General features: G+C 40.0%; 23 protein-coding genes. 4 read left to right on the top strand and 19 right to left on the bottom strand.

What is annotated here, in order from left to right:
* Positions 1-9 precede the first annotated feature (9 nt).
* The 4 genes from ABOA58_RS12185 to ABOA58_RS12170 all read right to left on the bottom strand — a co-directional run bounded on the left by ABOA58_RS12185 (position 10) and on the right by ABOA58_RS12170 (position 3,560).
* On the bottom strand, positions 10-801 hold the full coding sequence (locus ABOA58_RS12185; protein WP_101221933.1) for an SDR family oxidoreductase: 792 nt from the start codon (positions 799-801) through the stop codon (positions 10-12).
* 81 nt (positions 802-882) lie between these two features.
* A complete protein-coding gene (locus ABOA58_RS12180; RefSeq protein ID WP_350302495.1) occupies positions 883-1,821 on the bottom strand; it encodes a VOC family protein in 939 nt (312 codons plus the stop codon).
* Positions 1,822-1,940: 119 nt separating this feature from the next.
* Positions 1,941-2,474: a cupin domain-containing protein gene (locus ABOA58_RS12175; protein WP_350302494.1), complete on the bottom strand. Its 534-nt coding sequence runs from the start codon at positions 2,472-2,474 to the stop codon at positions 1,941-1,943.
* A 270-nt stretch (positions 2,475-2,744) separates the two neighbouring features.
* Positions 2,745-3,560, bottom strand: coding sequence for an IclR family transcriptional regulator (locus tag ABOA58_RS12170; RefSeq protein WP_350302493.1), 816 nt, complete (start codon positions 3,558-3,560; stop codon positions 2,745-2,747).
* 1,154 nt (positions 3,561-4,714) lie between these two features.
* Here ABOA58_RS12170 and ABOA58_RS12165 point away from each other — a divergent pair.
* Together ABOA58_RS12165 and yppF are read left to right on the top strand one after the other, a co-directional pair.
* Positions 4,715-6,007, top strand: a complete 1,293-nt coding sequence (locus ABOA58_RS12165) for an MFS transporter (protein WP_350302492.1) — start codon at positions 4,715-4,717, stop codon at positions 6,005-6,007.
* 263 nt (positions 6,008-6,270) lie between these two features.
* On the top strand, positions 6,271-6,453 hold the full coding sequence (gene yppF / locus ABOA58_RS12160; RefSeq protein WP_214746539.1) for a YppF family protein: 183 nt from the start codon (positions 6,271-6,273) through the stop codon (positions 6,451-6,453).
* Positions 6,454-6,647: 194 nt separating this feature from the next.
* Here the strand turns inward: yppF and ABOA58_RS12155 are convergent, their stop codons facing one another.
* From ABOA58_RS12155 to ABOA58_RS12130, 6 genes are read right to left on the bottom strand one after another with little or no spacing between them, the layout of a single operon-like run.
* On the bottom strand, positions 6,648-7,973 hold the full coding sequence (locus ABOA58_RS12155; protein WP_350302491.1) for a gluconate:H+ symporter: 1,326 nt from the start codon (positions 7,971-7,973) through the stop codon (positions 6,648-6,650).
* Positions 7,974-8,029: 56 nt separating this feature from the next.
* Entirely contained in the window at positions 8,030-8,752 is a 723-nt protein-coding gene (locus ABOA58_RS12150; RefSeq protein WP_350302490.1) for a GntR family transcriptional regulator, read from the bottom strand.
* A gap of 16 nt (positions 8,753-8,768) precedes the next feature.
* The gene (locus ABOA58_RS12145; protein WP_350302489.1) at positions 8,769-9,782 is read right to left on the bottom strand and encodes a sugar kinase; all 1,014 of its coding nucleotides are present in this window, start codon (positions 9,780-9,782) and stop codon (positions 8,769-8,771) included.
* Positions 9,775-10,530, bottom strand: coding sequence for a 2-dehydro-3-deoxy-phosphogluconate aldolase (dagF, locus tag ABOA58_RS12140; RefSeq protein ID WP_350302488.1), 756 nt, complete (start codon positions 10,528-10,530; stop codon positions 9,775-9,777). Before dagF ends, ABOA58_RS12145 begins: the two co-directional genes overlap by 8 nt.
* Positions 10,527-11,636, bottom strand: a complete 1,110-nt coding sequence (locus ABOA58_RS12135) for a DgaE family pyridoxal phosphate-dependent ammonia lyase (protein WP_350302487.1) — start codon at positions 11,634-11,636, stop codon at positions 10,527-10,529. The genes dagF and ABOA58_RS12135 overlap by 4 nt, the downstream gene beginning before the upstream one ends.
* Complete coding sequence (locus ABOA58_RS12130) at positions 11,614-12,717, bottom strand: amidohydrolase/deacetylase family metallohydrolase (RefSeq protein ID WP_350302486.1); 1,104 nt, start codon at positions 12,715-12,717, stop codon at positions 11,614-11,616. Before ABOA58_RS12130 ends, ABOA58_RS12135 begins: the two co-directional genes overlap by 23 nt.
* A gap of 759 nt (positions 12,718-13,476) precedes the next feature.
* Between ABOA58_RS12130 and ABOA58_RS12125 the strand changes: the two genes are divergently transcribed.
* On the top strand, positions 13,477-13,980 hold the full coding sequence (locus tag ABOA58_RS12125) for a hypothetical protein (RefSeq protein ID WP_350302485.1): 504 nt from the start codon (positions 13,477-13,479) through the stop codon (positions 13,978-13,980).
* Between the two features lie 167 nt (positions 13,981-14,147).
* On the opposite strand, the gene ABOA58_RS12120 is transcribed toward ABOA58_RS12125, so the two are convergent.
* Together ABOA58_RS12120 and ABOA58_RS12115 are read right to left on the bottom strand one after the other, a co-directional pair.
* Positions 14,148-15,737 (bottom strand): long-chain-fatty-acid--CoA ligase, encoded by a 1,590-nt coding sequence (locus tag ABOA58_RS12120; RefSeq protein WP_350302484.1) that lies wholly within the window; start codon positions 15,735-15,737, stop codon positions 14,148-14,150.
* Between the two features lie 293 nt (positions 15,738-16,030).
* Positions 16,031-16,477, bottom strand: coding sequence for a MarR family winged helix-turn-helix transcriptional regulator (locus ABOA58_RS12115; protein WP_350302483.1), 447 nt, complete (start codon positions 16,475-16,477; stop codon positions 16,031-16,033).
* Between the two features lie 121 nt (positions 16,478-16,598).
* Here ABOA58_RS12115 and ABOA58_RS12110 point away from each other — a divergent pair, with 121 nt between their 5' ends.
* Positions 16,599-17,786 carry an MFS transporter gene (locus ABOA58_RS12110; protein WP_350302482.1) on the top strand — a complete coding sequence of 396 codons (1,188 nt, stop codon included), beginning with the start codon at positions 16,599-16,601 and terminating at the stop codon, positions 17,784-17,786.
* A 49-nt stretch (positions 17,787-17,835) separates the two neighbouring features.
* Here ABOA58_RS12110 and ABOA58_RS12105 read toward each other — a convergent pair whose 3' ends face one another.
* The 7 genes from ABOA58_RS12105 to ABOA58_RS12075 all read right to left on the bottom strand — a co-directional run bounded on the left by ABOA58_RS12105 (position 17,836) and on the right by ABOA58_RS12075 (position 25,475).
* Entirely contained in the window at positions 17,836-18,270 is a 435-nt protein-coding gene (locus ABOA58_RS12105) for a hypothetical protein (RefSeq protein ID WP_350302481.1), read from the bottom strand.
* Positions 18,271-18,303: 33 nt separating this feature from the next.
* Positions 18,304-18,600, bottom strand: a complete 297-nt coding sequence (locus ABOA58_RS12100; protein WP_350302480.1) for a hypothetical protein — start codon at positions 18,598-18,600, stop codon at positions 18,304-18,306.
* Positions 18,601-18,724: 124 nt separating this feature from the next.
* Positions 18,725-19,768 (bottom strand): oxidoreductase, encoded by a 1,044-nt coding sequence (locus ABOA58_RS12095; protein WP_350302479.1) that lies wholly within the window; start codon positions 19,766-19,768, stop codon positions 18,725-18,727.
* A 45-nt stretch (positions 19,769-19,813) separates the two neighbouring features.
* The gene (locus ABOA58_RS12090; protein WP_350302478.1) at positions 19,814-20,242 is read right to left on the bottom strand and encodes a DUF1801 domain-containing protein; all 429 of its coding nucleotides are present in this window, start codon (positions 20,240-20,242) and stop codon (positions 19,814-19,816) included.
* Between the two features lie 371 nt (positions 20,243-20,613).
* Positions 20,614-22,089 (bottom strand): N-acetylglucosamine-specific PTS transporter subunit IIBC, encoded by a 1,476-nt coding sequence (gene nagE / locus ABOA58_RS12085; RefSeq protein ID WP_350302477.1) that lies wholly within the window; start codon positions 22,087-22,089, stop codon positions 20,614-20,616.
* Positions 22,090-22,279: 190 nt separating this feature from the next.
* A complete protein-coding gene (locus ABOA58_RS12080; protein WP_413017349.1) occupies positions 22,280-23,518 on the bottom strand; it encodes an exo-beta-N-acetylmuramidase NamZ family protein in 1,239 nt (412 codons plus the stop codon).
* 13 nt (positions 23,519-23,531) lie between these two features.
* Positions 23,532-25,475, bottom strand: coding sequence for a glycoside hydrolase family 3 protein (locus ABOA58_RS12075; RefSeq protein ID WP_350302476.1), 1,944 nt, complete (start codon positions 25,473-25,475; stop codon positions 23,532-23,534).
* Between the last annotated feature and the right edge of the window lie 188 nt (positions 25,476-25,663).

The following is a 25,663-nucleotide window of genomic DNA, read 5'->3' as shown; positions in this document are numbered from 1 at the left end:
GTAATATATTTAAAGTGCCTTTCCGATCGCTCCTGCCGTCTCAATCGTCGAACCTGCTACATAACTTGCTTTGTCTGAAGCAAGGAAAACAATGACACTGGCAACTTCTTCCGCTTCCCCTACGCGGCCGAGAGGGATATTCCGTTTTTTCGCAAGGTCTCCGTAATATTCTTCAGGGTCCATATCAGGAGCATTCTTCAATCTTCTTCGCTCCCATTGATCGGTCCGGATCAATCCAAGACTGACTGAGTTTACCAATATATTGTCAAAAGCCAATTCCTGGGATAAGGTTTTGCTTAAATTAAGGAGGCCAGCCCTTGCTGCTGCAGTCGCTACCATATGACGTTCAGGTTCTTTAGCGAGGGTTGCATTAATATTAATAATCCGCCCTCCTCCCCTTTTCACTAAATGAGGATGCGAAGCACGAACGGCATATATGATGGCAAAGAATTTTAACTGAATCTGTTCTTCCCACTGCTCATCCGTTATGTCAAAAAAGTGACCCATCACGCTTTGTCCGGCTGCATTCACCAATATATCGATTCCGCCAAACCTCTCAGCGGTACCATTAATGAAAGAATCCACATCCGATTTTGAGGTGACATCACATGTTGATGCAAAAATATCTGCCTTTTCACCAAATGAGAGCAATTGACTTTGTGCACTTTCCATACGCTCTGCACTTCTGCCGCATATAGCCACTTTCGCTCCTTCAGCTAAAAACATTTCTGCTGTTTTTAATCCCACGCCCGACGTGCCGCCCATAATGACAGCCACTTTTCCTTGCAATCCTAAATCCACTCTCTTCACTCCTTTTCAAAGCCATTTTCCTCAAACGCTGTAACTACGCGCAAGAATAATGGGAGGACATCAAAATCCTCCTCATTTTTCCGCCATGACAGAACCATCTATATGAGAATCAACCCAGCCTGCATCGGGATCGCCTCCCATTGCTTTGCGGGCTTCAGGTTTCGGCGGCCCTGCAATTCCCCACTGGTCCATTAAATGCGGGACCCGTTTCCATACTCGTGCTCTCCACTCAGATTCATCTTCGATCGTTTCCAGATAACATGTATACTCCATAACAAAACCGCCTGGGTCTTGAAAATAACAGAAAATATTGTCTCCAGGCCCATGACGTCCAGGTCCCCAAAGTTCTGAAAAGCCCGCTTTTCGCACATTGCTTATTCCTCGCATCAGTTCATCCACGGAATCGACCTCGTATGCGATATGATTGACTGACGCATGCTCATCTTGATTGAAGGCAATGGAGTGATGTTTCCTGTTGCATCGCAGGAATGACATTTGGTGCTCACTCCAATCAGTGACTTTAAAACCAAGTACATCCGTATAAAACTCAACGATCATATCTAAGTTCTTCGTGTTCATTACAACATGATTCAATTTCACTGGGTCAACATTTTTCTTGCTCCAAATAGACGTTTGCACTTCCACCCAAGCCGAAAGCTCGATCACGCGGTTTTCCGGATCAATTAACCGGAGGCCATAACCGGCACCTGCTTCATCCAAATATCCAGGTGGTTCAATAATTCGAACGCCCTTCGATTGTAATATCCCTGCTGCACGGTCCACCGCATTTTTATCGACCATGCCAAAAGCTATATGATGCAAACCACGTTTTTCTCCCTTGTGAAGGCTTAAAATATGATGTTCCGGTCCAGCCCCGCGGAAATAAACCGTATTCTCCTCTTCCGGAACATCCACTCTATCAAGTCCCCAAACCTTTTCATAAAACTCTGCTTGATCGTCGAAATTCGGAGTTATCATGCTTATATGTCGTAAATGAGTAATCCCAAGCATTTTTTATACCTCCCATAATTTAATGACTTTAAATAAATTGAATTGGCCATATTTAACAATCTAATCGAAAAGGGCGCCTCATTAATTTTCATAATGCAGGTGCCCTTTCGGCTAAATGATCACTCTTTAATGATGGCTTCTCTTTCTTTAGCGCGTTGTTTACGCAGTTCTTCGAGGTCACTGCCTTCAGGATAAGTCGGCAAGTTAGGTTTTACTGCCCCTAGCATCACGAGCATGCGCGCTTCCACATCACCGTCATTCCTAATTCCCCGATAAACCCCTGGTGGGCTGCTGATGCAATCTCTCGCACTTAATTTAATTTCATGCACTTCACTGTAGCTATCCTCTTGAATTAATGCCGTGACTTCACCCTCAAGAATGAAAAACACTTCTTCAACATCGTCGTGAAGGTGCAAAGGACCGATACATCCCGGAGGAAGCACCATAGTACTTAAAGTGAAATGTACACCTGCAATTACATTCGTATCGTTATTGGCAGTCGCACCACGTCCGATATATCTCATCTGTGCGCGTCTATAAGCAGGATCAATTTCTTCTTGGAACTTCAAGACATTCCAATCAAGAGTACGGTCTTTCAATCGGGCAACATATTTTTTTTCAAAATCCTTCACTGAGAAAGTTTCTTTTGTCATTTTAAAATTCCTCCCTTATTTGTTGTTTCTTAACCGAGTTATGTTTCATAAGCAAAACATTGTTTTGTCTATGAATTAAGTCTAAAATGAAAACGCTTCATTGTCAACGAATTTTTAGAATATTTAAAACTATTTTTATAATCCGAACGCTCTCCATTATGGGATAAACTTGTAACGATTTGCTTTTCTTAACACAAAAAGTGTGGATTCCCTATTGGGAGATCCACACTTTCGAAAGAGGTTATTCATTTATCAATAGATTTAAATTGTTCAGACATCTTCGTGTTGATAAGGCTTAACCCCGCTATATCCCATATAAACGGATAACTGCCGAGAAACTTCCAACAGTTTCGGCAAGGCAATTTTATCGATGAAATCCTCCTGGTAAGCAGACTCTGTTGCCACGACATTCAAGGCAGCCAACACTTTCCCAGTCCTGTCAAAAATCGGGGCTGCAACGGAACGGATGCCAGGGTGAAATTCCCCGCTTGTCATCGAATAACCATTTTGCCGAATCGATTCCAGCTGTTTTTGAAATTCACCAGGCGCGGTGAGTGTTCTGTCTGTATAAGGAGTCAGGTTTGAGATTTTGAACATTTGCATTAGCATTTCTTTCGGTTGATATGCCAAAAGTAATTTTCCATTGGCCAAAGCATGTGCCGGCAGCCGCAAACCTATGTTCACATTGACAGCTGATACACCTCTGATCGGGGCACTTCCAACATAAACAACTTCCTGTCCATCTAAAATGGACAGATGACAGGAGGCTCCGATTTCATCACGTAAGGTCTCCATATAAGGCTGGACAATTTCCTGGAATTTCAAGCTATTCAAATAGCTGAATCCCAATTCAAGAACCTTTGGCGTTAAACTATAACGTTTGGTATGTTCATCCTGAGACAAGTAACCAATATTTTGTAATGTGAATAATAAACGATATGGTACTGTTCTGCTTACTCCCAGTTGTTTTGCTATTTCTGAAAGAGACAAGCTCGGCTGTACTTCATTAAAGAGCTTAATGATTTCCAACCCTCTAACCAATGAATTAGCACTATATTTCTCTTTCTCTTTTTCTTCGCTTGCCATTCGAGTATTCCCCCCGTTGTGAATAAATCTCATTTTCTCCTGACTATAACCATTCAGAAAAGCTTTCTTCATACCTAGAAAGAAGAACTTGCAGAATATGTACATTTTTTTCTGATTGTTCATTTGGTGAATGTTTTTGATGCATACTTCAATGGTTGCCTGCTTTCTTTTGCTTCCTTAACTAGACAGGAACTTTTTGCGCCAGTAGCTGCGCACTGCCCTCTGCTTTACAAGTTCATCCGACCAAATTTCGATGGATTGTAATCAATTCAGAAGTTTCCGTTTACTTTCTTTCATGCTAACAACAGCTGGCCCACGAGTCACATCAGATATAATCAACGCTTTCACAGCTTCCGGAAAACGGCTAGTAAAAGCCTAGAGCGATAACCAAGCTGGTGTCTTCAAGCGCTATTCCTTATCCCTATTCCTGATAATGAATCGGGCAGTACTGCAAATTGGCAACCATTTCTACCTCACAATCCTTTACTCTTCATGTATAAATAGAATAGTGTATATGTGTCAATTAAAGCATATTTACATATATAAAACTATTTGGAAGGCCTAGCTTAATTGACTTATCAATAGAAAAGCTTGTTGTTTTATAACCAAATATAACCAATTACACAAGTAAAAATAAATGAAGCATTTTAATACGTCGATATTCTCTGCCAAATCACGGAATTTTCCAATATTAAGTATTTCATATACAAAACAATATAAATGAATTATAGATTTTCCTGATTTCAAATTCAATATCAACAAGTCAGAATTATTAATAATTTGATAATAATTTGTTTTTTTGACACAAAGAATTAGATTTACATCCATTATAAGTCCTGGCTTAATAGAGATCCACCTCTCAATAGGATGAAACAGAGTTCATTTTTTAACTGAAAGCGCTTATAAGATTGTTTATTCTAAAAATAGAAAATTATCTAAATATTAAATTGACAATCAAATTATTTTAATTTATCGTTAAGAAAGTAAAACTTTGTTTTCCTTACAAAACACTTCTGTTCCTTTTTATCTATCAAAATTATAAAGAAAGGCGGGAAAATCAAAACTAGTACCTTTCTAAAGGGATAACCGTAAAACACTTATTCTCACATGTAAGTGTTTTAAGGAATGCTAAAAAGCGATAAGGAGATGGTATTATGTTAAATGGGCAAAAAAGATGGTTGTATATTGCCGTTCCAATTTTTTTCTTTTGGTTTTTCGGACAAATTGATAAAGTTGGCATTTCCATCATTCAAACAGATCCGGAATTCTTGCATGCACTCGGTATGACTGGTGATGACAAAAATGCAAAGATCGGTCTTCTATCATTTGTATTCACCATTGCTTATGGAGTTTCAAATCTTTTTTGGGGCTTCATCATTGATAAATTAGGTGCCCGTAAAACAGCCATCGGCGGTTTATTCATTTGGACACTCACGATGATCACGTCAGGCCTGGCAAATTCATATGAAATGTTTTTAATAAGCAGGATCATTCTTGGTTTTGGTGAGGGGATGATGATTCCGGTTTCCGGAAAATTCATTTCTAACTGGTTTAATAAACGCGAATTGGGAAGGGCCCAGGCATCTTGGCTTACCGGAAACTATTTAGGACCGGCAATGGGAGCCATTTTCTTGGTGCTCGTGATATCTTTACTCCACTGGCAAGCAGCTTTCTTTATGCTTGCAGCTTTCAACTTATTTATAAATATCCCGATGTTCATCTTCATGACGAGGAATACACCAGAAGAGCACCCCCGGATAAGTAAGGAAGAATTGGCTTTCATTCGCCAAACGGATGATGAAATGAAAGAAACCACCTCCTCCGAGAACAAGAAGAGTTTCGCCCAAGATTATCGTTTCTGGATTGTTTGGTTCGGCATGCTCGTATGCTCCTTTTTATTTTTCGGAATCAGCATTTGGCTTCCTACCTACCTCATTGAGGCAAAAGGGTTCGAAAAGGAAGGAATGTCGAGCATTACTTCACTTTCCTGGCTATTCGCTTTAGGATTTGTCTTGGCATGCGGTTTTCTGGCTGACAAAACCAGACGTCCAAGTTTGATGGCCACGATTCTATTTTCATTGACGGCTGTCTTTTTGACTGTAGCTGTCTTCATCCCCAATCCTATTTTGGCAGGACTATGTATGGGACTGGCAATGGGATGTCAAGGCGGTGTGTTCCATCTAAGTAATATGCTCATGGTAAAATACTCAACACCTGAAACTGCAGGACGAGCCGCTGGTCTAATTGGATTCACGAATATCATGGGCGGCTTTTCGAGCTATATCATGGGATGGCTTCGTGACTTGTCTGGCGGGGACTTCAGTTCATCGATCGCCATGCTGATTTTTACAGCCATCTTAGGTTTGGCAGCTTATTTATTCTCCATTAAGAGAGAATCCGCAGAACTGCGCTTATCACCATTAACTGTACAAAAGATACAAGCATGAAGTCGTTGCAAAATCAGTTTTATCACCTAAATCAACAAAAAAACCCTTGAATTATCAAGGGTTTTTTTGTGCCGACTTAACAGCAAGTCGGTACAATACCGTTATTTTTGCATTTCCCGATAAGATTTTCCACCGCTTACTCCGAATCACTCCATTATTTGTATAAATATGTCGATAGTTAAAATATTCAAAAAATGATATTTTTTTGAATGCCCATGTTATATTGTTAATGGAAAAAAATACTTGTCAAGTAAGGTGAGTGTGTGAATATAGAAGTTTTAATTCTCCATTATATTCAGGAAAAACGTCAAAAGCCTAACCATGCCAATGAATTATTGGATTATATTCAGAATGAATATGTAAACGGGAAGCTGTCAATCTTGCAATATAGAAGTCTCTGTCAGGACTTATATCTTCGAGGAGCCAAACAAACGTCTCCTGGATGAAACTACACCCTTGTCACTAGTCATACTACTTCCAATTGTGAATGAATTTAGTTTCTGTTTTTTCCGCAACGACCTATCTTTAAGAGTAAAGCCGGTCATTTTATAACTAAATAAAAGCCTCCGTGATCTGTCACCCCAAGACAGTTCACGGAGGTAAATGCTACTTAATCAGGGATTGCAGAAATTTTCTTTAATTAAATGAATATATCGAAAATTAAAACCAAACCGAATGCCACGAAGGATAGTAAGGTTTCCATGACTGTCCAAGTTTTGAAAGTTTCTTTAACGGTTAATCCCATGTATTCTTTTACTAACCAGAAACCGGCGTCATTAACATGGGAGAACATAAGTGAGCCTGCTCCCGTGGCAATAACGAGCAATTCAAGATTAACACCCGTCATATTGGCAACGACCGGCGAAACGATCCCTGCTGCCGTAGTCAAAGCGACGGTTGCAGAACCTGTGGCAATACGAATCAGTCCGGCCACAAGAAATGCAAGAACGATCGGTGATAAAGAAATTTCTTCAGACATGGAAGCGATTGCAGTCCCTACGCCACTATCAATTAAAATTTGCTTGAATCCTCCGCCAGCACCGATAATAAGAATTATGGAAGCTAATGGCAATAAGCATTCTTCCGTCAACTTTTTAATTAGTGATTTGTCCATACCCTGTCTGTAGCCCAAGAAATAGTAAGCTGCAAAACAGGAGATTAATAGGGCGATCACTGGACTTCCGATAAACAATAAGAATTTTTCAATGGCACCCGGTATCGGCACATAAGGCGCCACTACCGTTAAAACCATCAACAATACCGGCAAAAGGATGATGAAGAACGAAACACCAGTGCCTGGTAATCCACTTGACTTTGTTTCCACCCGGATCAATTCCGGTTCTCCAACAGGAATGACCCGTTTATGAATCCATCTTGCGAATAGAGGTCCCGCAATTACAGCAGTCGGGAATGCGATGATCAATGAGTACAGAAGTACTTGTCCCATGTTAGCATTATAAATTCCAATGGCTGTCATGGCTCCAGGATGCGGAGGTACCAGCCCATGTACGATCGATAAACCAGCAAGTACTGGAATACCAATTAACAAGATGTTCACTTTGGTAGATTTCCGAATGGAAATGACCAAAGGCAGCAATATTACTAAACCAACCTCGAAAAATACGGGAATGCCGATGATGAAACCAGATAAAAGCATGGCCCATGGCAGTTTTTTCACGCCGAATTTATTAATGAAAAAGTCAGCAACCTGCATCCCGGCTCCAGAGTCGGACATCATCTTTCCTAAGATGGTCCCTAAGGCCAATATTCCAATAAGGTGACCAAGGACCGCTCCGACACCCGTTTCATAAGCTCCGACAATCTTGTCCATTGGCAGTCCAGAAAAAACCGCTAAAAATAAACTGGCTACAGTCAAGCTAATGAATGCATGCCATTTCCACCATGATACCCCCAAAATAACTATTACGATTGCTATCAGCGTGATTCCTAATAAATATAGATCCATATGTTCTCCCCATTCCCAAGAAATCGCTTACAATCAAACCAATACAATAAATGGGATTATTGTACCGGCTCGTTATATGTCACAATGTAGTTCTGTTTAGCCGTGTTGTAATATCCTTCACTGTATTCCTTAACATTTCCGTCCCCATCACTGGAAATCCGAATCCTCTTTAGTACTGGACTATTGTTTTCGATTTTCAGTGTTTCGCAAATGTGATCCGGAGCGATAGCAACGGCAAACTCATCTCTGAATATTTCAAGTTTGACGTTTTGATCTTCCAAAAAGCGGTACAAAGAATTGATTTGGACCTCTTCTATCTCTTCTTGGTTTAAATCAAGTGAAACATAATGTGTAAAGTAAATATAAGGTTCATTGTCCAATAAATATATCCGTTCGATACTTAAGCAATGGTCACCAAATAAAGAATGCAGCTTAGAGTCTGAAGAAAGGTCAACATGACTTATGTTTAACACCTTTTTTAAAATGGAGTGCCCTTCCTCCACCAACAGCTCTGTGAAACGCTTTCCTTTTGAAAGTTTGACAATCGAACCATTAGCTATGACTCTAGTGCCTTTGCCGCTTTTCTTTTCAACATACCCTTCTTGAACTAGTTCTTTGATTGCATTTCGGACAGTTACCTTACTTACGTTAAATTCTTCTTCCAAAAGAGGCTCAGAGGGAATGTTTGTGTCGATGGCATAAACCCCATGTAAAATACGATCCTTTAAAATTTCTTTTATCTGTAAATACATCGGTCCATTTTTTCTGTTCACATTCATTCCTAATCTCCTGCCTTTATCTCTTAATATCTTCCATTTTACCTTCCATTGCCGAGAGTATCTCCTTTTCGGTTGCCAAAGGAGTATCTCCAACGACAGTACATGCCAGCATTCCTGATACAGCCGCAAACCGAACTGCCTTTTCAGGGGAAAATCCTAGCAATTCGCCATGCAGGATTCCGCTGGTGTAGGCATCGCCTGAACCTATTCTATCATATACGGAAAATGATAGGATATCGGAAAAGTAAAATGTCACTTCCTTGTATATATACCCCCTCAATGTATGGCTATTATCACTGTTGATCGAACGATGTGTCCCTGCTATCGATTGAATATTGAATTTCTTGGCCACTTCAGGGATCAACTCAATAAGCTGCTCTTCCCTTGTGGAGCTTTCTGACTTCATTCCTAAAATATATAGGGCGTCTTTCTCATTCATCATGACGATATCAGCCAAAGAAAGCATTTCTTCATAATGAGGCTTTGCGTCAGCGTAACCTCCCTCCCATAAAGAGGGACGGTAATTGCAATCGAAACAGACTGTACCGCCTCTTTCTTTGACTTTTCCAGCCAGCGCCTTCATACTTTCCCGTACATTTTCCGCCATTGCGAGCGTGATTCCGCAAAAATGGATGATATCCGTACTTTCCGAAATCATATCCATATCATAATCGGATAAGGTGGCTGTATTAAAACTGCTTTCCAGTCGATTGGAATATGTGACACGGCTCGCCCGCTGTCCAAATCCATTTTCCAAAAAGTACATCCCCATGTATTTGCCGCCTCTAGAGATGAAGTTCCTTCCAATTCCTAAGCGCTGCAAAGCTGAAATCGCTGAATCCCCAAGTGGGTTATCCGGTAACTTGGTCACAACATACCCATCATGTCCTAGTTTTGTCATCGCAGAAGCTACGTTTACTCCCGTGCCCGAAAAGGAGTATTGCAGAGTGTTAGCCTGTGATAGCAATTCATACCCTGGTACCTGCAAACGCATCATAACTTCCCCGAATGCCACAATCCTTTTAGGCATATTTTTCAACCAATTTTTTTGTCATGGCCAATAATTTCCGTACATCCTCCCCATTCGTTTTACCAGTCTCTTCATCGATGATGGAAGAATATACATGGGGAATGACTTTAGGCACTTTTGCTTCTAATGCAATTTCTAATATGGTCTCGAAATTACTTAAATCGATTCCACCTGTCGGTTCCAATGCAAACCCCTCTTCACCACAAGCTTTTGCAACAGCACGATATTCATCTTCATGCTTCAGGCCTTTCATCGGGAAGTATTTCAAAGCATTTCCACCCATATCGCGAACAAGCGCAATGGCAGCTTTGATAGGCACAATGGCAGTTTCACTTGCACCTGCACTTACTGGACCAGTGGAGATATTCACATAACCGACTTTCCCAGTTGGAGAAACAAGAGAATTTATCCAGCTATCCTTATCGCCTAAATTGGCCCTCGTAGCACCAACAGCCGGAAAAACCTGATTAATATGACTGCCTGGATAGTATTTTGCTATTTCTGCGACAACTGCTGCCTGTCTATTATCGCCCGCGCCCAATCCTATTGAAACGGCCTCATCAATGGCTTCCCCGTATTCTTTCATTGCTGTAACACCAGCTTCGACAGTTGGATAATCCTTTGAGAGTACACCAACCAATACATGGCCTTCCGCAGCTTCAAAGACTTCCACTGCATTTTCCACACTATTTGCAAGTACATTTAAGGCTACACGATCATTCAATAACCGTTTATTTATGTTTGTCATCCTTGTTTTCCTCCTAATATGGTTCTTAATTGTGCTTCAATGACATTTATATCATCACCCTGCAATGGACGCGGATCTATATCGAAAAAGCCTTGCCGTATCCCATAATCACGTGTATAAATGGCAATATTCCCATTTCTGAGCTGCTCGTTCACTTCTTTCGCCGTCGTTTTCGTTATCAAAGGATCAATGGAAATACGGGCTCTATATATGGCGCGGCCGGCTTCATCCTGCACTATCGTTACTTTTACGCCATCAATGGAGTCAAGTGATGTGAGAACTTGTAAACTAGCTTTTTCTTTTTCGCTATTATCTATCTTGACAAAATACTCATCCAATGCCTGAAGCAGCCCAAAGGTAGTTTCCTTTCCAACCTTCATGCTCCTTCCGATACAGTGCAGTTGAACCTTTACCCATTCGATATATTTTTTTCTGCCAGCAACGATACCTGACGTGGGTCCTTCAATGGCTTTTGATCCACTATAGATCGCCAAGTCGGAGAATTGTACATATTTTTTCAAATCCTCCTCAGCTGCTGCATCGACAATCAGAGGGATACTATTCTTTTTGGCCACTTCCCACGCTTCTTCGACCGATATCATATTTTTCTGAACAGCATGATGCGATTTCACATATAAAATGGCGGCAGTATTTTCATTAATGGCATCCGCAATATGTTCTGCCTTCCCTTCGTTTGCATACCCAACTTCAACCAATTTTCCGCCACCAAGGTAAATCATGGTTTCAACCGGTGCACCATACTGAACGTTATGGCCTTTCAGCATGATGATTTCATTCTTTTGAATAAGATCTTGATAAAGCCTTTCACTTTTCCTTCTGTTTCCTTCAGTCACGATCGCCGCTACAGAAAGCGCAATTCCACTTGATGCTGAGTTTACGACGACCGCTGCTTCAGAATGAAGCAAATTCGCTATATGCTGGCCTGACTTATCGACTAAATCAGAAATTTCAACATAATTTTGCCCACCTTTTTTCATCGCGTCCATCACTGTGTCAGTCGGGGCAGAAACCCCCAATATGCTCATTCTTCCGCTTGCATTGATGACTCTTTTCAAACCGTATTTAGCGTTCAATGAATTCTCCATTTATAACCACTCCTTTTACAACAACTCTTTTTTCTGCCATCCTTTTTTCACCTTCGGAATCCAATAAAAGAGTCGGCTCTTTCTCGATCGAGAATAAGGTCAAGTTCGCAATATCCCCAGTTGAAATCCTGCCAAGCTCTGGTTTATGCAACCAAGCTGCTGCATTGACCGTAACGGCATCTATTACCTCTTTTAATGGATAACCGAGGTACAAAAATTTTGTTAGCACATTTGCCATATTAAAAACTGGCCCATTCTCTCTGTTTTTCCGATATATATCCGTACTGATCGTATTGAAGCGGATTCCCCGCTTTTTCGCCATTTCGGCAGTTTTAAAAGAAAAGCTTGCCGTTCCATGACCTACATCCAAATGGACACCACGTTCAATCGCCTTACTGAACTCAGGCAGCGGCTCTTCTCTTACATCAAATAAATTATTCGCTTTACCATTTAAAAAATGGGTAATAATGTCCTTTTCCTCAAGTAATTCAAGGACTTCCTTAATATCAGGTGGCCCTGAACCGATATGGACCATTAATGGTAAACCAGTTTCAGCCGAGAACCTCCTTGCGATTTTTAATGGCTCGACACCATTTGGACCAACCACACTTTTACTTATTCTCGCTTTAAGTCCAACGACAAAATCCTCGTACTTGGAAATTGCCTTCCTTAATTCTCCTTCGTCCAGCCATGAAATATCCGATAACTCATCAATCCTTTTCAATCCAATCCGCGAAATATTCAGAAAGGCGAAAACATTCGTTTTGGAATTTTCACAACTGCTAACCAGATCAGATATCCTATCTGCCCCCGTGCTTCCTGCATCAATGACCGTTGTTACACCAGTTTTATATCCAATTTCATCAACTTCATCACCATAAGGATCGAATTCCGGGAAAGCATGTACATGCATATCAATCCATCCGCTAGAAACATAAACTTTTTGATCATAATCTAATATCTTATCTCCTGTTGCAGTTCCGGGTAGTGCGATTTCTTTAATCATCCCATTTTCCAGTATGATATCCGCTGCATTTCCCTCTAACATCTTTACATTCTTTAGAACTAACGTATCTGTCATTTCCCTCATCCTTTTCGATACTTCCTATCGATTGCAAGTACTTTGTATACGGTTACACTGAATTGTGTAAGAATTCATTACATTTCTCTTTACAAAAACAGATTATCATATTTTGCCGAACTAATCAATATAACGTTATAATGTTTCATTTAAATTTACAGAATTTTTAATAGATCATCGTTTGTTTTTTGATGTGCTTCTAGTTTCTTCATATAATATGATCTCATTAGGTTTATTTAAATTTTTCGTGCTTTTCATAAAAAAAGGCGGGACGAAAAACAATCTGTTTTTCCTCCCGCCTTTTATTTTTAACGAATTCACAAAATCCATTTATGAAAGTTCCCACTCTAATTATCCGGAAATAATGATTTTTTTATAAAAACTAACACTAAGTCAGAATAAAGACTAATGGGATTAAAGGGTTTGAACGGTTCCTCCAGACACCGCTAAAGGACCCCTTTTGTCTCCAAACCGAATAATTAGATTCTTTTTTTCTTTTTATTCAACCATATAATTAATCCAATTATTGCTATAAATAAAATTAATAGGTCTATGTTGTACATAGAAAATAAATTTCGACCAGCTATTATTACTGAGGACATCCTGATTATAAAACCTAGACATATAGAAATAAGTACAATTTTCACTGTTTTAAAACTTTTTTCCTTATTTTCCATATTTATCCTGACCTCCTACATATAGTTATATAGTATGATATTATACCAAATTTTCAAAAAAGTATAAGGGAGTGTTATGAAAATGAAGAAAAAGACCTTATTTTTAATACTAATAATAAGTTTATTAGTATTCTCACATGTCCCCAATACATTGGCCGAAGAGAAAAATGAAACAATACCTTCATCAACAGTCACCCCCATTGTGGAAGTCAAATTAATTAGTGATGATGTTATACAAATACAACCAACAGCAAGCATCATTGAAATGAGCAAACCTATTGCTCATCAAGCTAAACTAACAAATACCCAATTAGGAAAGATGGTAAAGGCTCATCAAAAGGGAACAACATGGTTAAGCATCGTAAGTACTCTTGTGTTTGCAGGTGGCCCAACCGCACCAGCAGGAGTAGCTACTGCACTGGCATCAGCACTTGCTGGCAGTCCTAATAGTTTAATAGCAGCATATTATTCCGGAAAACATGCTTATCATGTATCAGTCTATGCTAGTGGTAAAAAACCAAGTTTATCTAAAATAACGTATATATATTACACTAAGTCAAATCTTTCATTTAGAAGCCCTCGTTAATTAATCTATCCCGCTCCTAGTATTACAGAGGAAATGGCGCTTTCCATGATTATAAAAAACCAAGAATGCTTATTTAAATGCATTCTTGGTCTTGGTAATTGCAATACTTCATTTGATTTTCTTTTTATGACATTCACTTAATATATATCCCGTTCCTATGAAAGCCTTTAATTTACCTTTTTCGATCCTTTCCAATGGATTTCCCTCAAACGGTATTTTTGTAGCTTACCTGTTGCCGTTTTCGGTAAAGACTCTACGAATTCAACTTTTGTCGGTGCTTTAAAGTGAGCCATGTTTGAACGGCAAAAGGTAATGATCTCATTTTCTGTCACTTCCGCATTGGGGTGCAACACAATGATTGCCTTAGGCGTTTCTCCCCATTTATCGTGTGGGATGGCAATGACCGCTGCCTCCAAAACATCTGGATGTTTATACAATACCCCTTCCACCTCTGTTGAAGAAATATTTTCTCCCCCGGAAATGATTAAATCCTTAGCCCTGTCCTGTATTTCAATATAGCCATCAGGATAGGTCACTGCCAGATCCCCTGTATGAAACCATCCATCCCGAATTGCTTCGGCCGTCTTTTGCGGATCCTTATAATATCCTTCCATTACAACATTGCCGCGAGTAATGATTTCCCCCAGTTCCTTTCCATCCCAAGCGACTGCTTTTCCATCTTGATTGACTACCATCGTTTCCCCATTGAAAACCAATTCAATACCTTGTCTTGCTTTTATTATTGCTTGTTCGTCCGCCGATTTAGCTTCAAACTCATCCTTCCACTCGTTATATAGGATGAAAGGGGAAGTTTCTGTTAATCCATAAACGTGAATCATATTCAAACCAAGTATTTCTTGTGCCTTTTGTATAAGCGCTGCTGCTGGAGGAGCACCTGCTGTTGCCATCCTTGGACGCACTTTGATATTTGTTTCTTTTGCTTTAGGATCATTCACTAGCATATTGACGACAGTAGGTGCTCCACATAACAATGTAATATTATGCTGGGCGAATAATTTGAGAATAAGAGGAGGATCAACTTTCCTTAAACATACATGGGTCCCGCCAGTAGCCGTTACCGACCATACACCCCCCCACCCATTTGCATGAAACATTGGCAGGGTATGTAAGTATACATCGTCATGCTTCACTCCAAGGTGATAAATGAAATTAGCTGCATTCATGTAATTCCCGCGATGGGTCAACATTACCCCTTTTGGTTTTGAAGTCGTTCCACTCGTGTAATTTATAGTCAAAAGTTGATTTTCATCCATTGTAACCTCTGGCAGTCCATCATCATTTGCATGCAAAATGAAATTCTCATAGTCTATCCCAGGTAAAGTGGTTTCATGTCCTTCAACAGGCACGATAATGATTTTTTCCAATGATAGTCTAGTAATGATCTTTTCGATCGGAGCGGTGAATTCTTCATCGACTATCAACATTTTTGAATCGCTATGCTTGATGATATATTCCAAATCCTCTGCAGCAAGCCTATAATTCAAAGGAACCATTACCGCTCCCATTTGACAAATGCCATAAAAACATTCCAACATATAATGCGTATTTGGCAACATTACTGCAATATGGTCGCCTTTTTCAATTCCCGAAGAATGCAATGCTTTGGAAAGTTGATCTATTCGCTGCCCGAATTCCTTATATGTAAACTCTTTCTCTTCATCGATGATTGCCACTTTTTGAGGATAATATTTTACGGCCCTGCGCTTCCAATCCATTGGGGTTAATGGGGAAATCATTTTACCATCTCCTTCTTTTCAGATTCTTTGTAATCAGCACCCTGCCTGGTTCGTCATGATGAATCCTGAGAAAAAAACTTCTTTTCCTTTTGATACATTTTCATTTTCCAGCCGTCATATCTTCTTTAATGGATTACTTACACCATAAAAAAATTATTGAATGACGTTTATACTTAGTATATTTTTTAATTATTCTGATAATTAACTACCTAAAAACAGTGAAATTCACTGCTTTAATAAATATATAGTGCTTCTTCTTTCTATTATAATGGAAACTGTACACGTCAGGAAGACTATATTTTATTCTCTATGCATGACGACAGATGTTCGGTAAGTTTCCCAACGATTTGTTTGAGACGTTCCGTTTCCTCTTCATTTAGGACGCTATAAAAGTCACGAAAAATTTTGGTAAAACACTGATTGATGGAATGATAGGTATTCCTTCCACTTTCGGTGGATTGGATAAAAACTACCCGCCGATCATCCTCACTGTGTACCCTCTCAATCAACTTCTTCCGTTCAAGCCGATCAATTAGTGCAGTTCCTGCTGCAGGTTTAATCTTCAAATGATTCGAAACATCTTTAACAGCTATGGATTCATTCAAGACTATTAATTGCAATGCGCGATACTGTACAGAAGTTAAATCATATTTAACCAATAACGGTTCAACCAATTCCTGTGATAGGCTGCTTAGTTCCCTGATCTCTAGATGTAAATTATACAATTCACTTGAATTCATGTTTGACAATCCTTTCTTATTGACACTATCTATCTAAAACTATAACATAATTAACGTATCAAAAAATTAACCATGCGAATTAAATTGGTTATTGATTTTTAAAGAGAGAGAGAGGCTGTCCATGTCAGCAGAACAACGCAAAAAGATCATTATCCTCATGATCAATATGTTTATAGCAATAGGAAGTTTCGGTATCATCATTCCCATTTTACCAGCATACCTGGCCTCCATTAATCAAGGCGGAACCGCCGCTGGCCTAATGATCGCCATATTCGCAGGTGCACAACTTATCTTTTCGCCAATTGCCGGAAAATGGACTGACCAATTCGGGCGCAGAAAAATGATTATTTATGGATTAGTCGGTTTGACATTATCCATGTTTATTTTTTATGCAGTCAATTCCATTTGGTTATTATATGCTTCACGTATCATTGGCGGGATCGGAGCAGCTTTGCTTATACCCGCAATTTTTGCTTATGTAGCCGATATCACCACATTTGATCAACGCGCCAAAGGCAATAGTTTAGTATCTGCCGCCATGTCCCTGGGAATTGTAGTCGGTCCGGGAATTGGAGGTTTTTTAGCTGACTTTGGCTTGAAGTTTCCCTTTTTGATTTCTGCGCTGGTATCCCTATCAGCTGTGGTATTTTCGATTTTTGTTTTAAAAGAAAGCGAAACGGCCCAGGTTACACAATCCATGGATGCAAAAACTGAAACGATGATTCGTAAGATTGCCTTATCCGTGAAAATGCCTTATTTCATCCCACTCATCATTACTCTTGTAATGAGCTTTGGCTTAATGGCATATGAATCTGTAATTGGCCTTTATCTTGATAATCAATTCAATTCAAGTCCTAAGGACATCGCTGTCATGGTTACAGCAACCGGTATCGTCAGTGTAATAGTGCAACTGTTTGTCGTCGACCGGATTGTACAGCGATTCGGGGAAGTGAATGTGCTGAATATCTTTATCAGTGTTGCAGCAATCGGTTTCCTTCTATCACTTTTTGCTACAAGTTACCTGATTTTCTTTTTGATTTCGCTTATCATCTTCCTTTCCACTTCCATTTTGCGTCCAGTTCTTAACACACTGATTTCCAAGATGGCAGGGAATGAGCAGGGCTTTGCAATGGGTATGAATAATGCGTATATGAGCATCGGAAATGTGCTCGGACCTACACTTGCCGGAATGATGTATGATGTCCACATCACCTATCCGTTCATGTTGGGCCTTATCCTTTTATTCATTACTTTGATGATTACCATGGCTTGGCAAAAACGATCTCTTCATGCAAAGGCATTATCCTAAAAAGCATTTCATGTTTTATACCGCATAACGAACCCCCGAGTAGCAGGTGCTATACGGGGGTTTTCATTATGAATTTTATAACGATTGAAATCCTCCAAAACTGTATATTCACGAGTAACGTCCCCAACTCTCGGATATTCGCTCCAATTTCATGCGGAAACTTCTCAAATTCATGCGTAATATCCGAATTCACGAGTATTTGCTTCAAATTCACGAGTAAATGCGTCAATTTCACGAGTATTTGCTTCAAATTCACGAGTAAATGCGTCAATTTCACGAGTATTTGCTCCATATTCACGAGTAAATGGATGAATTTCACGAGTATTTGCTCCGAATTCACGAGTAAATGGCACGAATTCACGAGTAACGCTTCCAACTCTCGAATATTCGCTCCATTTTCATGCTGAAACAGCTCAAAATCTTGCGTAACATCCGAATTTACGAGTAATTGCTTCATTTTCACGAGTAAATGGATGAATCTCACGAGTATTTGCTCCGAATTCACGAGTAAATGGCACTAACTCACGAGTAACGCTTCCAACTCTCGGATATTCGCTCCAATTTCATGTGAAAACAGCTCAAAATCTTGCGTAATATTCGAATTCACGGGTATTTGCTTCAAACTCACGAGTAAATGCGTCAATTTCACGAGTATTTGCTCCATATTCACGAGTAAATGGATGAATTTCACGAGTATTTGCTCCGAATTCACGAGTAAATGGCACGAATTCACGAGTAACGCTTCCAACTCTCGGATATTCGCTCCAATTTCATGTGAAAACAGCTCAAAATCTTGCGTAATATTCGAATTCACGGGTATTTGCTCCTTAAGTTAATGATTTTATTTAGCCAAAATAAAAAGCGACCTTATTTCTGAGAATAAGGCCGCTTATCATTCAGTTTTTCTCATTTATATTGTTATAAGGGGAAAATGAATTTCATTTAATATATACGGCTTTTTTCCCTTTACTGCTTTCAAAAGCCGCATCAATGATTTTAATGACCGATAATCCCTCTTGGGCGGTTACTGGAGCTTTTTTCCCGCTCAATATACTATCGGCAATTGATTGGTAATATGTTAAATAAGATCCATGCAGTGTTTCAATGGTTTCATGTGTCTCATTTTCACCTTCAACCGTAATCAGCTTACCATAGAATTCAGGTTCATCTGCACCCCAAGAGTCATCCAACGGTTTTTTACCCTCACTTAGGGCTGCCTCTTGGCAGTCAAGTCCGTACTTGATAAATGATCCTTTACTTCCATGCACCTGATAGCGCGGTCCATTAAACGGAACGATTGAGCCAGAATGCAAGATAACTCTCAGCTTTTCATATCCTAATATTACATGGAAATAATCATCCGTTTCAGCATTTTCTTTTTGGGAAAATACATCTGCCAAAACGAATTGCGGCAATCCAAACAAATGAAGTGCTTGATCGATGAGATGTGATCCTAAATCATAAAGCATGCCTGATCCCGGGCCTGGTTTTTCCCTCCATCTATCCCTGACCACAGGCCGGTATCGATCATAATGGACTTGGTATGTATTGATTTCCCCAAGCACTCCATCATCCATAAGTTTTTTCACGGTCAAAAAGTCATTATCCCATCTCCGGTTATGATAGACACTTAATAGCAAATTCTTTTCCTCGGCAATCTTAATGAGCTCCTCCGCCTCCCAAGCTTCCACTACCATTGGCTTTTCAAGGACGACATGCTTGCCTGCTAACAAGCTTTGCTTGGCCATTTCATAATGTAAACCACTCGGTGTCGTAATAACAGCCAAATCAATGGACGGGTCTTCAAGAATTTCCTCTAAGCTGCTTACCACTTCCACATCTTTCAAATCTTTTTGGACTTTTTCCTTATTGGAGCTGACTACTTTCGCTATTTGAAATTGCTCTAAAACGCTTAGTAATGGCGCGTGAAAAGTAGCTCCTGACAATCCGTATCCAACTATGCCCACTTTAATTTTTCTCATTTTCGTTCCCACTCGCTTTCTTGTTCCTCTTAAACATACATTTTATTATATTTCATTGTCCGGGTATGTATCTCTCAAAAACTTGACAGATTGAATAATCAATTCTTTCAATACGTTAATATCGATATCTGCAACTTTATTGATGTACACACACGCTTTTCCGGAAGTGTGTTTACCAAATGCCTGTAACAATTCTTCTCTTTTTTTGTCTCCCGGAGCAAAATATAAACTGATTTTTGCTTTTCGAGGCGAGAAGCCCACCAGCGGGGCATCGCCTTCGTGACCTGATTCATATTTATAATGATAGGTACCGAACCCAATTATGCTCGGTCCCCACATCTTTGCCTCACAACCTGTCGTTTCGGTAAAAACATCCAACAATTCGTATGCATCTTCACGTTTTTTCGGATTATCGACGTTCTCAATGAACTCAATGACACTACTGTCAGTTTCTTTGGTTTTTTGTTTATACATGACCGGAACCTCCCTTATATTAAAAGGTAGAAAAAATTTATAAGATATCGCTTGCTCAGTATCTTAGTACCCTATACAATCATGTTTTTAGGTTGATATGTATGTATATAGCCTTCATCACCGAAGTATCAATGATTGGCGGACGTTCTTCATTACTAGTTCTCCAAGCTCCATGGCAAATCCTTCATTCGATACCCTTATATATTATAGAACATTGATTCGTTTTATTCTATTTTAAGAGCAGAGTTTATAAAGATAAATCTTTTGTGCGTTAAAAAATAAGTACTTTATCATAAAAATCTCTACGATCAGAAAATATAATTCTGATCGTAGATTTTTGCATTATAAGGCAAAATGCAGTTTATCCAGACTTATTGCCGCCGGATTTTTTCAATTTCATCAGCTATGAATTGTACCTGTGTCCCTACGATGACTTGAATGCTTTGGGGACCCACGATATTGATTCCAGCAACCCCTGTTGATTTGATTTTATTCTGATCGACAGCCCCCATATTTTCCACTTCAACTCTTAAACGGGTAACGCAGTTATCTACAGATGTAACGTTTGCGTCTCCGCCTAATCCCTCATAAATAGCGGAAGCCATTCCAAAGAATTTACTCTCATTATTCCCGCCTTGACCGCTGTCTGCTTCCGCAGTCCCTCCTCCGCCATCAAGCTCATCTTCTGTATCATCTTCTCTGCCAGGAGTCATTAAATTGAATCTTGTTATCAAGAATCGGAATAAGAAATAGTAGATGACAGCAAAAGCCAGTCCTTGAAGAAGTAGCATATACGGTTCATTTGCCAGTGGTAATCTTGAACTTAATACAAAGTCAATGAATCCAGCACTAAAACCGAACCCTGCTGTCCATTGAAAAGTCGCAGCAATAGCTAATGATATTCCTGTTAATAAGGCATGCACAACGAATAGGGCTGGTGCAACAAACATGAAAGCAAATTCCAACGGTTCAGTGACGCCTGTGAAAAATGAAGCGAAACCGGCTGCGAGCATTAATGAGGCAACTTGTTTTTTCTTCCGTGATTTTGCGGTATGGTACATGGCAAGGGCTGCTGCCGGCAAACCGAACATCATGACGGGAAAGAATCCGGCTTGATACATGCCTGTGGTTCCTTTTATTCCTGTTCCAGCCCAGAATTTACCGATATCGTTAAGTCCTATTACATCGAACCAGAATACAGAGTTTAACGCATGATGTAAACCTGTTGGTATCAAAAGCCGATTAAAGAATCCATAGAGTCCTGCTCCAGCAGCACCTAATTCACTTATTCCTTCCCCAAATATAACTAACCATGAGTAGATGAGTGGCCATACGAAGAATAATATAAGGGAAACCAGTAACATGACAACCGCAGTAAGGATCGGTACAAGGCGTTTACCGCTAAAGAAAGCGAGTGCATCCGGCAGCTCGACCTTACTGAACCGATTATACATAGCTGCCGCTATAAGGCCCGAGAGGATTCCGACAAATGCATTTTCTATTTTCACAAATGCTGGATTTACATCCTTTGCATCAATTCCCTGCAACATCGCTACAGAGTCCGTGGAAAGCAATGTCGTTACAACTAGATAGGCTACCAGTCCGCTTAAAGCCGCGGCTCCATCTTTTCCTTTCGACATCCCCAACGCCACTCCAACAGCAAACAAGATAGCCATATTGTCAATGATCGAAGAACCTGCTTTTATTAAGAAAGCCGCTAACGGACTTCCCGCTCCCCATCCTGCCGGATCTATCCAATAACCGATCCCCATTAAAATGGCGGCTGCCGGCAATACGGCTACTGGCAGCATCAAGGAACGTCCAATTTTTTGAAGATATTTTTTCATCCCGCTTTCCTCCTGTCAATTACTGATTTAGGGCAAACCCCATATTCTATTAGACAACGGTTCCTTCCATTTTAGAACTTCATTTCATATATAAAGTTGGCTATATTCAGGAATAAAGTCTTAGCGATTTACTCATCCATCGAAAGTTCATAAAAAAAAGAAAAGTCCAACCGGACTTTTCTTTTTTCATTTATTTATAGAGCAAGTAGTTTTTACGAACCTTTTTAAAAGCATCCTGCTTTACTTGATATTCTTTCATGATTTCATTTACTGATGAACCTTCTTCAATTCTTGACATTACCCAGCCATTGCCAATCAATAAATTGAAATTTTTGGCTGCAAGGAATTCGAAATCACCAGGATATAGATCCTGAATGGTCTTGATGATGTGAAGTCCAGTAGGGACAGCCTTGAATTCCTCTCTATCCGTTATATAAATTTCCACTCCGTGGCTGAGTTTACCTGCATGTTTTGAAAATGTAGGTGTAAAGGAGGCTGCCCTGAATTTTACGCCAGGTAACCTTAATTCATTTAATTTCCCAGCAAGCTCATCACTGTTTATATAAGGAGCACCAATCAACTCGAATGGTTTAGTCGTTCCTCTGCCTTCCGAGACATTCGTTCCCTCGATCAAGCCTGTAGCCGGATACACGAAAGTAGTGGAAACTGCCGGCATATTCGGTGACGGCAAGACAAAAGGGAGACCAGTATCATCATAGTCCATATCTCGCTTCCAGCCTTTCATCTTGATGACCTTAAGATCTGCACCAATTTTAAATTCCTTATTGAACAAAGTCGCGAGTTCCCCAACTGTCATCCCATGCTTAAGCGGTATTGGGTACAAACCGACAAACGATGAGAATTCAGGTTCAAGTACCGGCCCATCTACCGACTCCCCGCCTTGCGGGTTCGGCCGGTCCAGCACGATAAAGGGGATATCATTTTCTTTGGCTGCTTCCATTGCATATGCCATCGTGTAGATATAAGTGTAATAGCGTGTTCCGACATCCTGGATATCAAAAACAAGGACCTCAACATCCTTTAACATTTCAGGCGTCGGTTTTTTCGTTTTGCCATATAAGCTATAAACGGGCAACCCTGTTTTTTCATCAATATAATATTCAACGCTTGCACCAGCTTGCGCATCTCCACGCACTCCATGTTCAGGACCAAATAACGCTGTCAAATTAATGTCCGGATCATCATGAAGTAGATCGACGATGCTGGTTAATTTTGAATCGATGCCAGTTGGGTTCGTAATCAAGCCGACTTTCTTTCCGCTTAACACGTTCTTTTCTTCTTTTAAAAGGACTTCAATACCGGGACTGACCTTTTGTTTTTTCTTCTCTTTAACAGCGGTTACACTTTTTGAGGAAACAATGCCGAAAGTCAACAGACAAATGGTAAAAAGGATTATCATTCTTTTCAAAGAGCTTCTCTCCCTATTTTTTAATGGGTCTTCCAGATTTAATATCTAATCCATATCCAAATTTATAAAGACTCTCAGAGGGCTTAGTTACTGATGGTATATCGACCGGCAACGTGCCTTTTGGTTTTGATTCTCCAAAAATGGTCGAGATGCCTGCCGGGATATTCGGCTGTCTATAACGCCCATTCGAATACCCTTTGAACCCGTAAACAGCAAGAACCGCTTTCGCTTCTTCAAAGTTTGCAACATCATAAGGGTTTCTTAAACTCATTAAAACAAATTCTTTATCTTTCTTATTAGCATGATTCATGACCGCTCTAGGGAAGGCTGTTGCCCACTTCGAAGAATCTTGAATGCTATCATCGATCACTCCATCATTGACAGCCGGATCGTTTTTGACAACATAGGAACCAGTTATGACAAAGTCCGATTCATCAATGAGTCTGGCCACTTGATCTGTAAATGACTTTCCTGAAAAACTCATACCCGTTATTTGGACTTTCTTTATTTTCTTTTTAACAGCTAATTCGCTAATGCTCCTGGACATGGATTCAACTTGGTCATCAAAAGGAGCAAGAATTAAAACTTTATCATTTTTCTTGGGTTTGAAAGGCAATGTTTTGTCTTCATTTTTCAATAAGGTGATGGCATCTTCCGCGATTTTCCTTTCTTTTTTCAAATGATCTTCATTCCCTACCACTTGAAGCGCGGTTTCGATTTTTTTATCGATCGGAGTTTCATCAGGGTTTAATATCCCTCTTTTCACTTTCAGTTCAAGTATCCTCGTTACAGATTGATTGACTTGATTTAGAGGAATTTCCCCGCTTGCCACTGCTGCCTTCACTGCATTGAATACAGAGGTTAAATTCTTTTCCATTTGAAGCGAATTAACCTGTGCAGGCATCAATGCAATATCAACTCCTGACTTCAATGCAAGGACAACAGCTTCTTCCTGTCCGAAGTTGTCCGCGATGGCTTTCATATTCAATGCATCTGTAACCACAACACCGTCAAAACCCATTTCTTCACGTAATAAACCCGTGATGACCTTATGTGACAACGTCGCAGGAACCATAATCTCTTGACCGTCTTTTTTACTGATATACGTAGTGTCATCGAATGCAGGAAATTGAACATGTGCAGTCATCATCATATCAACTCCAGCATCGATTGCCCTTTGGAAAGGCATCAACTCGATGGAACGCAAACGTTCTTTATCATGAGAAACAAGAGGGAGACCATAATGACTATCGACTGCTGTATCTCCGTGGCCGGGGAAATGCTTGGTCGTTGCTATCGTGTTCTGATTTTGCAATCCTTTTATCGTCTGAATGCCCATCTTTGCTACAAGTTCCGGATCAGAACTGAAGGAACGAACGCCAATAACGGGATTTCCAGGATTATTATTGACATCGACAGACGGCCCAAAATTGACATTTATGCCAAGTGACGACAGTTCCTTGCCAATGATTTCTCCAGATTGATAAGCATAACTCTCCTTTCTGGCTGCACCAAGTGCCATATTACCAGGAAGGTTCGTTCCAGTTTGAAGGCGAGTTACGATTCCCCCTTCCTGATCAATCGTTATGAACAGCGGAAGGTCCGGGCTTGCCATCTGCAAACCATCGGTGAGCCGAACCGTTTGTTCGGTATCGACTACATTCTCAGCAAACAGAATAACACCGCCCAGATGATATTTTTTGATGATGCTTGCAACTTCTGAGTTCATTTCAATAAACCCCGTCGCCTTCGCTTCTCCTTGTTTTTGCCAATTGCGAAAATCCGGCATGAGCATTTGTCCGACTTTTTCATCGACTGTCATGTTTGCTACGATTTCCTGAATATCCGATACCGTTTTTTCAGTCTCTGATCCTTTTGCTGTCGCATTCCCTCCCAGAATGGATATAAAACCTAAGAATAATGCGATTCCAGCAGGGGCACATATCCTTTTTATCATTTAGGCTTCCTCCCTTGTATACTTTTTAGTTCTTTTAGCAGCAATTCCATAACCACATCGATGAAGGGGTATAAATGAATGGAAAAGAACTATATAGATCCTATAAAAAAATCAAGGCAGCATTGGGAATCCCGTCAGCCGCCTCTTTTAAACAAGCCATCATGAAATATATCATTTATCCCTGTATA

The organism is Peribacillus frigoritolerans (assembly GCF_040250305.1).
GTDB lineage: Bacteria > Bacillota > Bacilli > Bacillales > DSM-1321 > Peribacillus.
The sequence above is the reverse complement of the archived record's forward strand: the minus strand, read 5'-3'. Positions and strand labels throughout refer to the sequence as shown.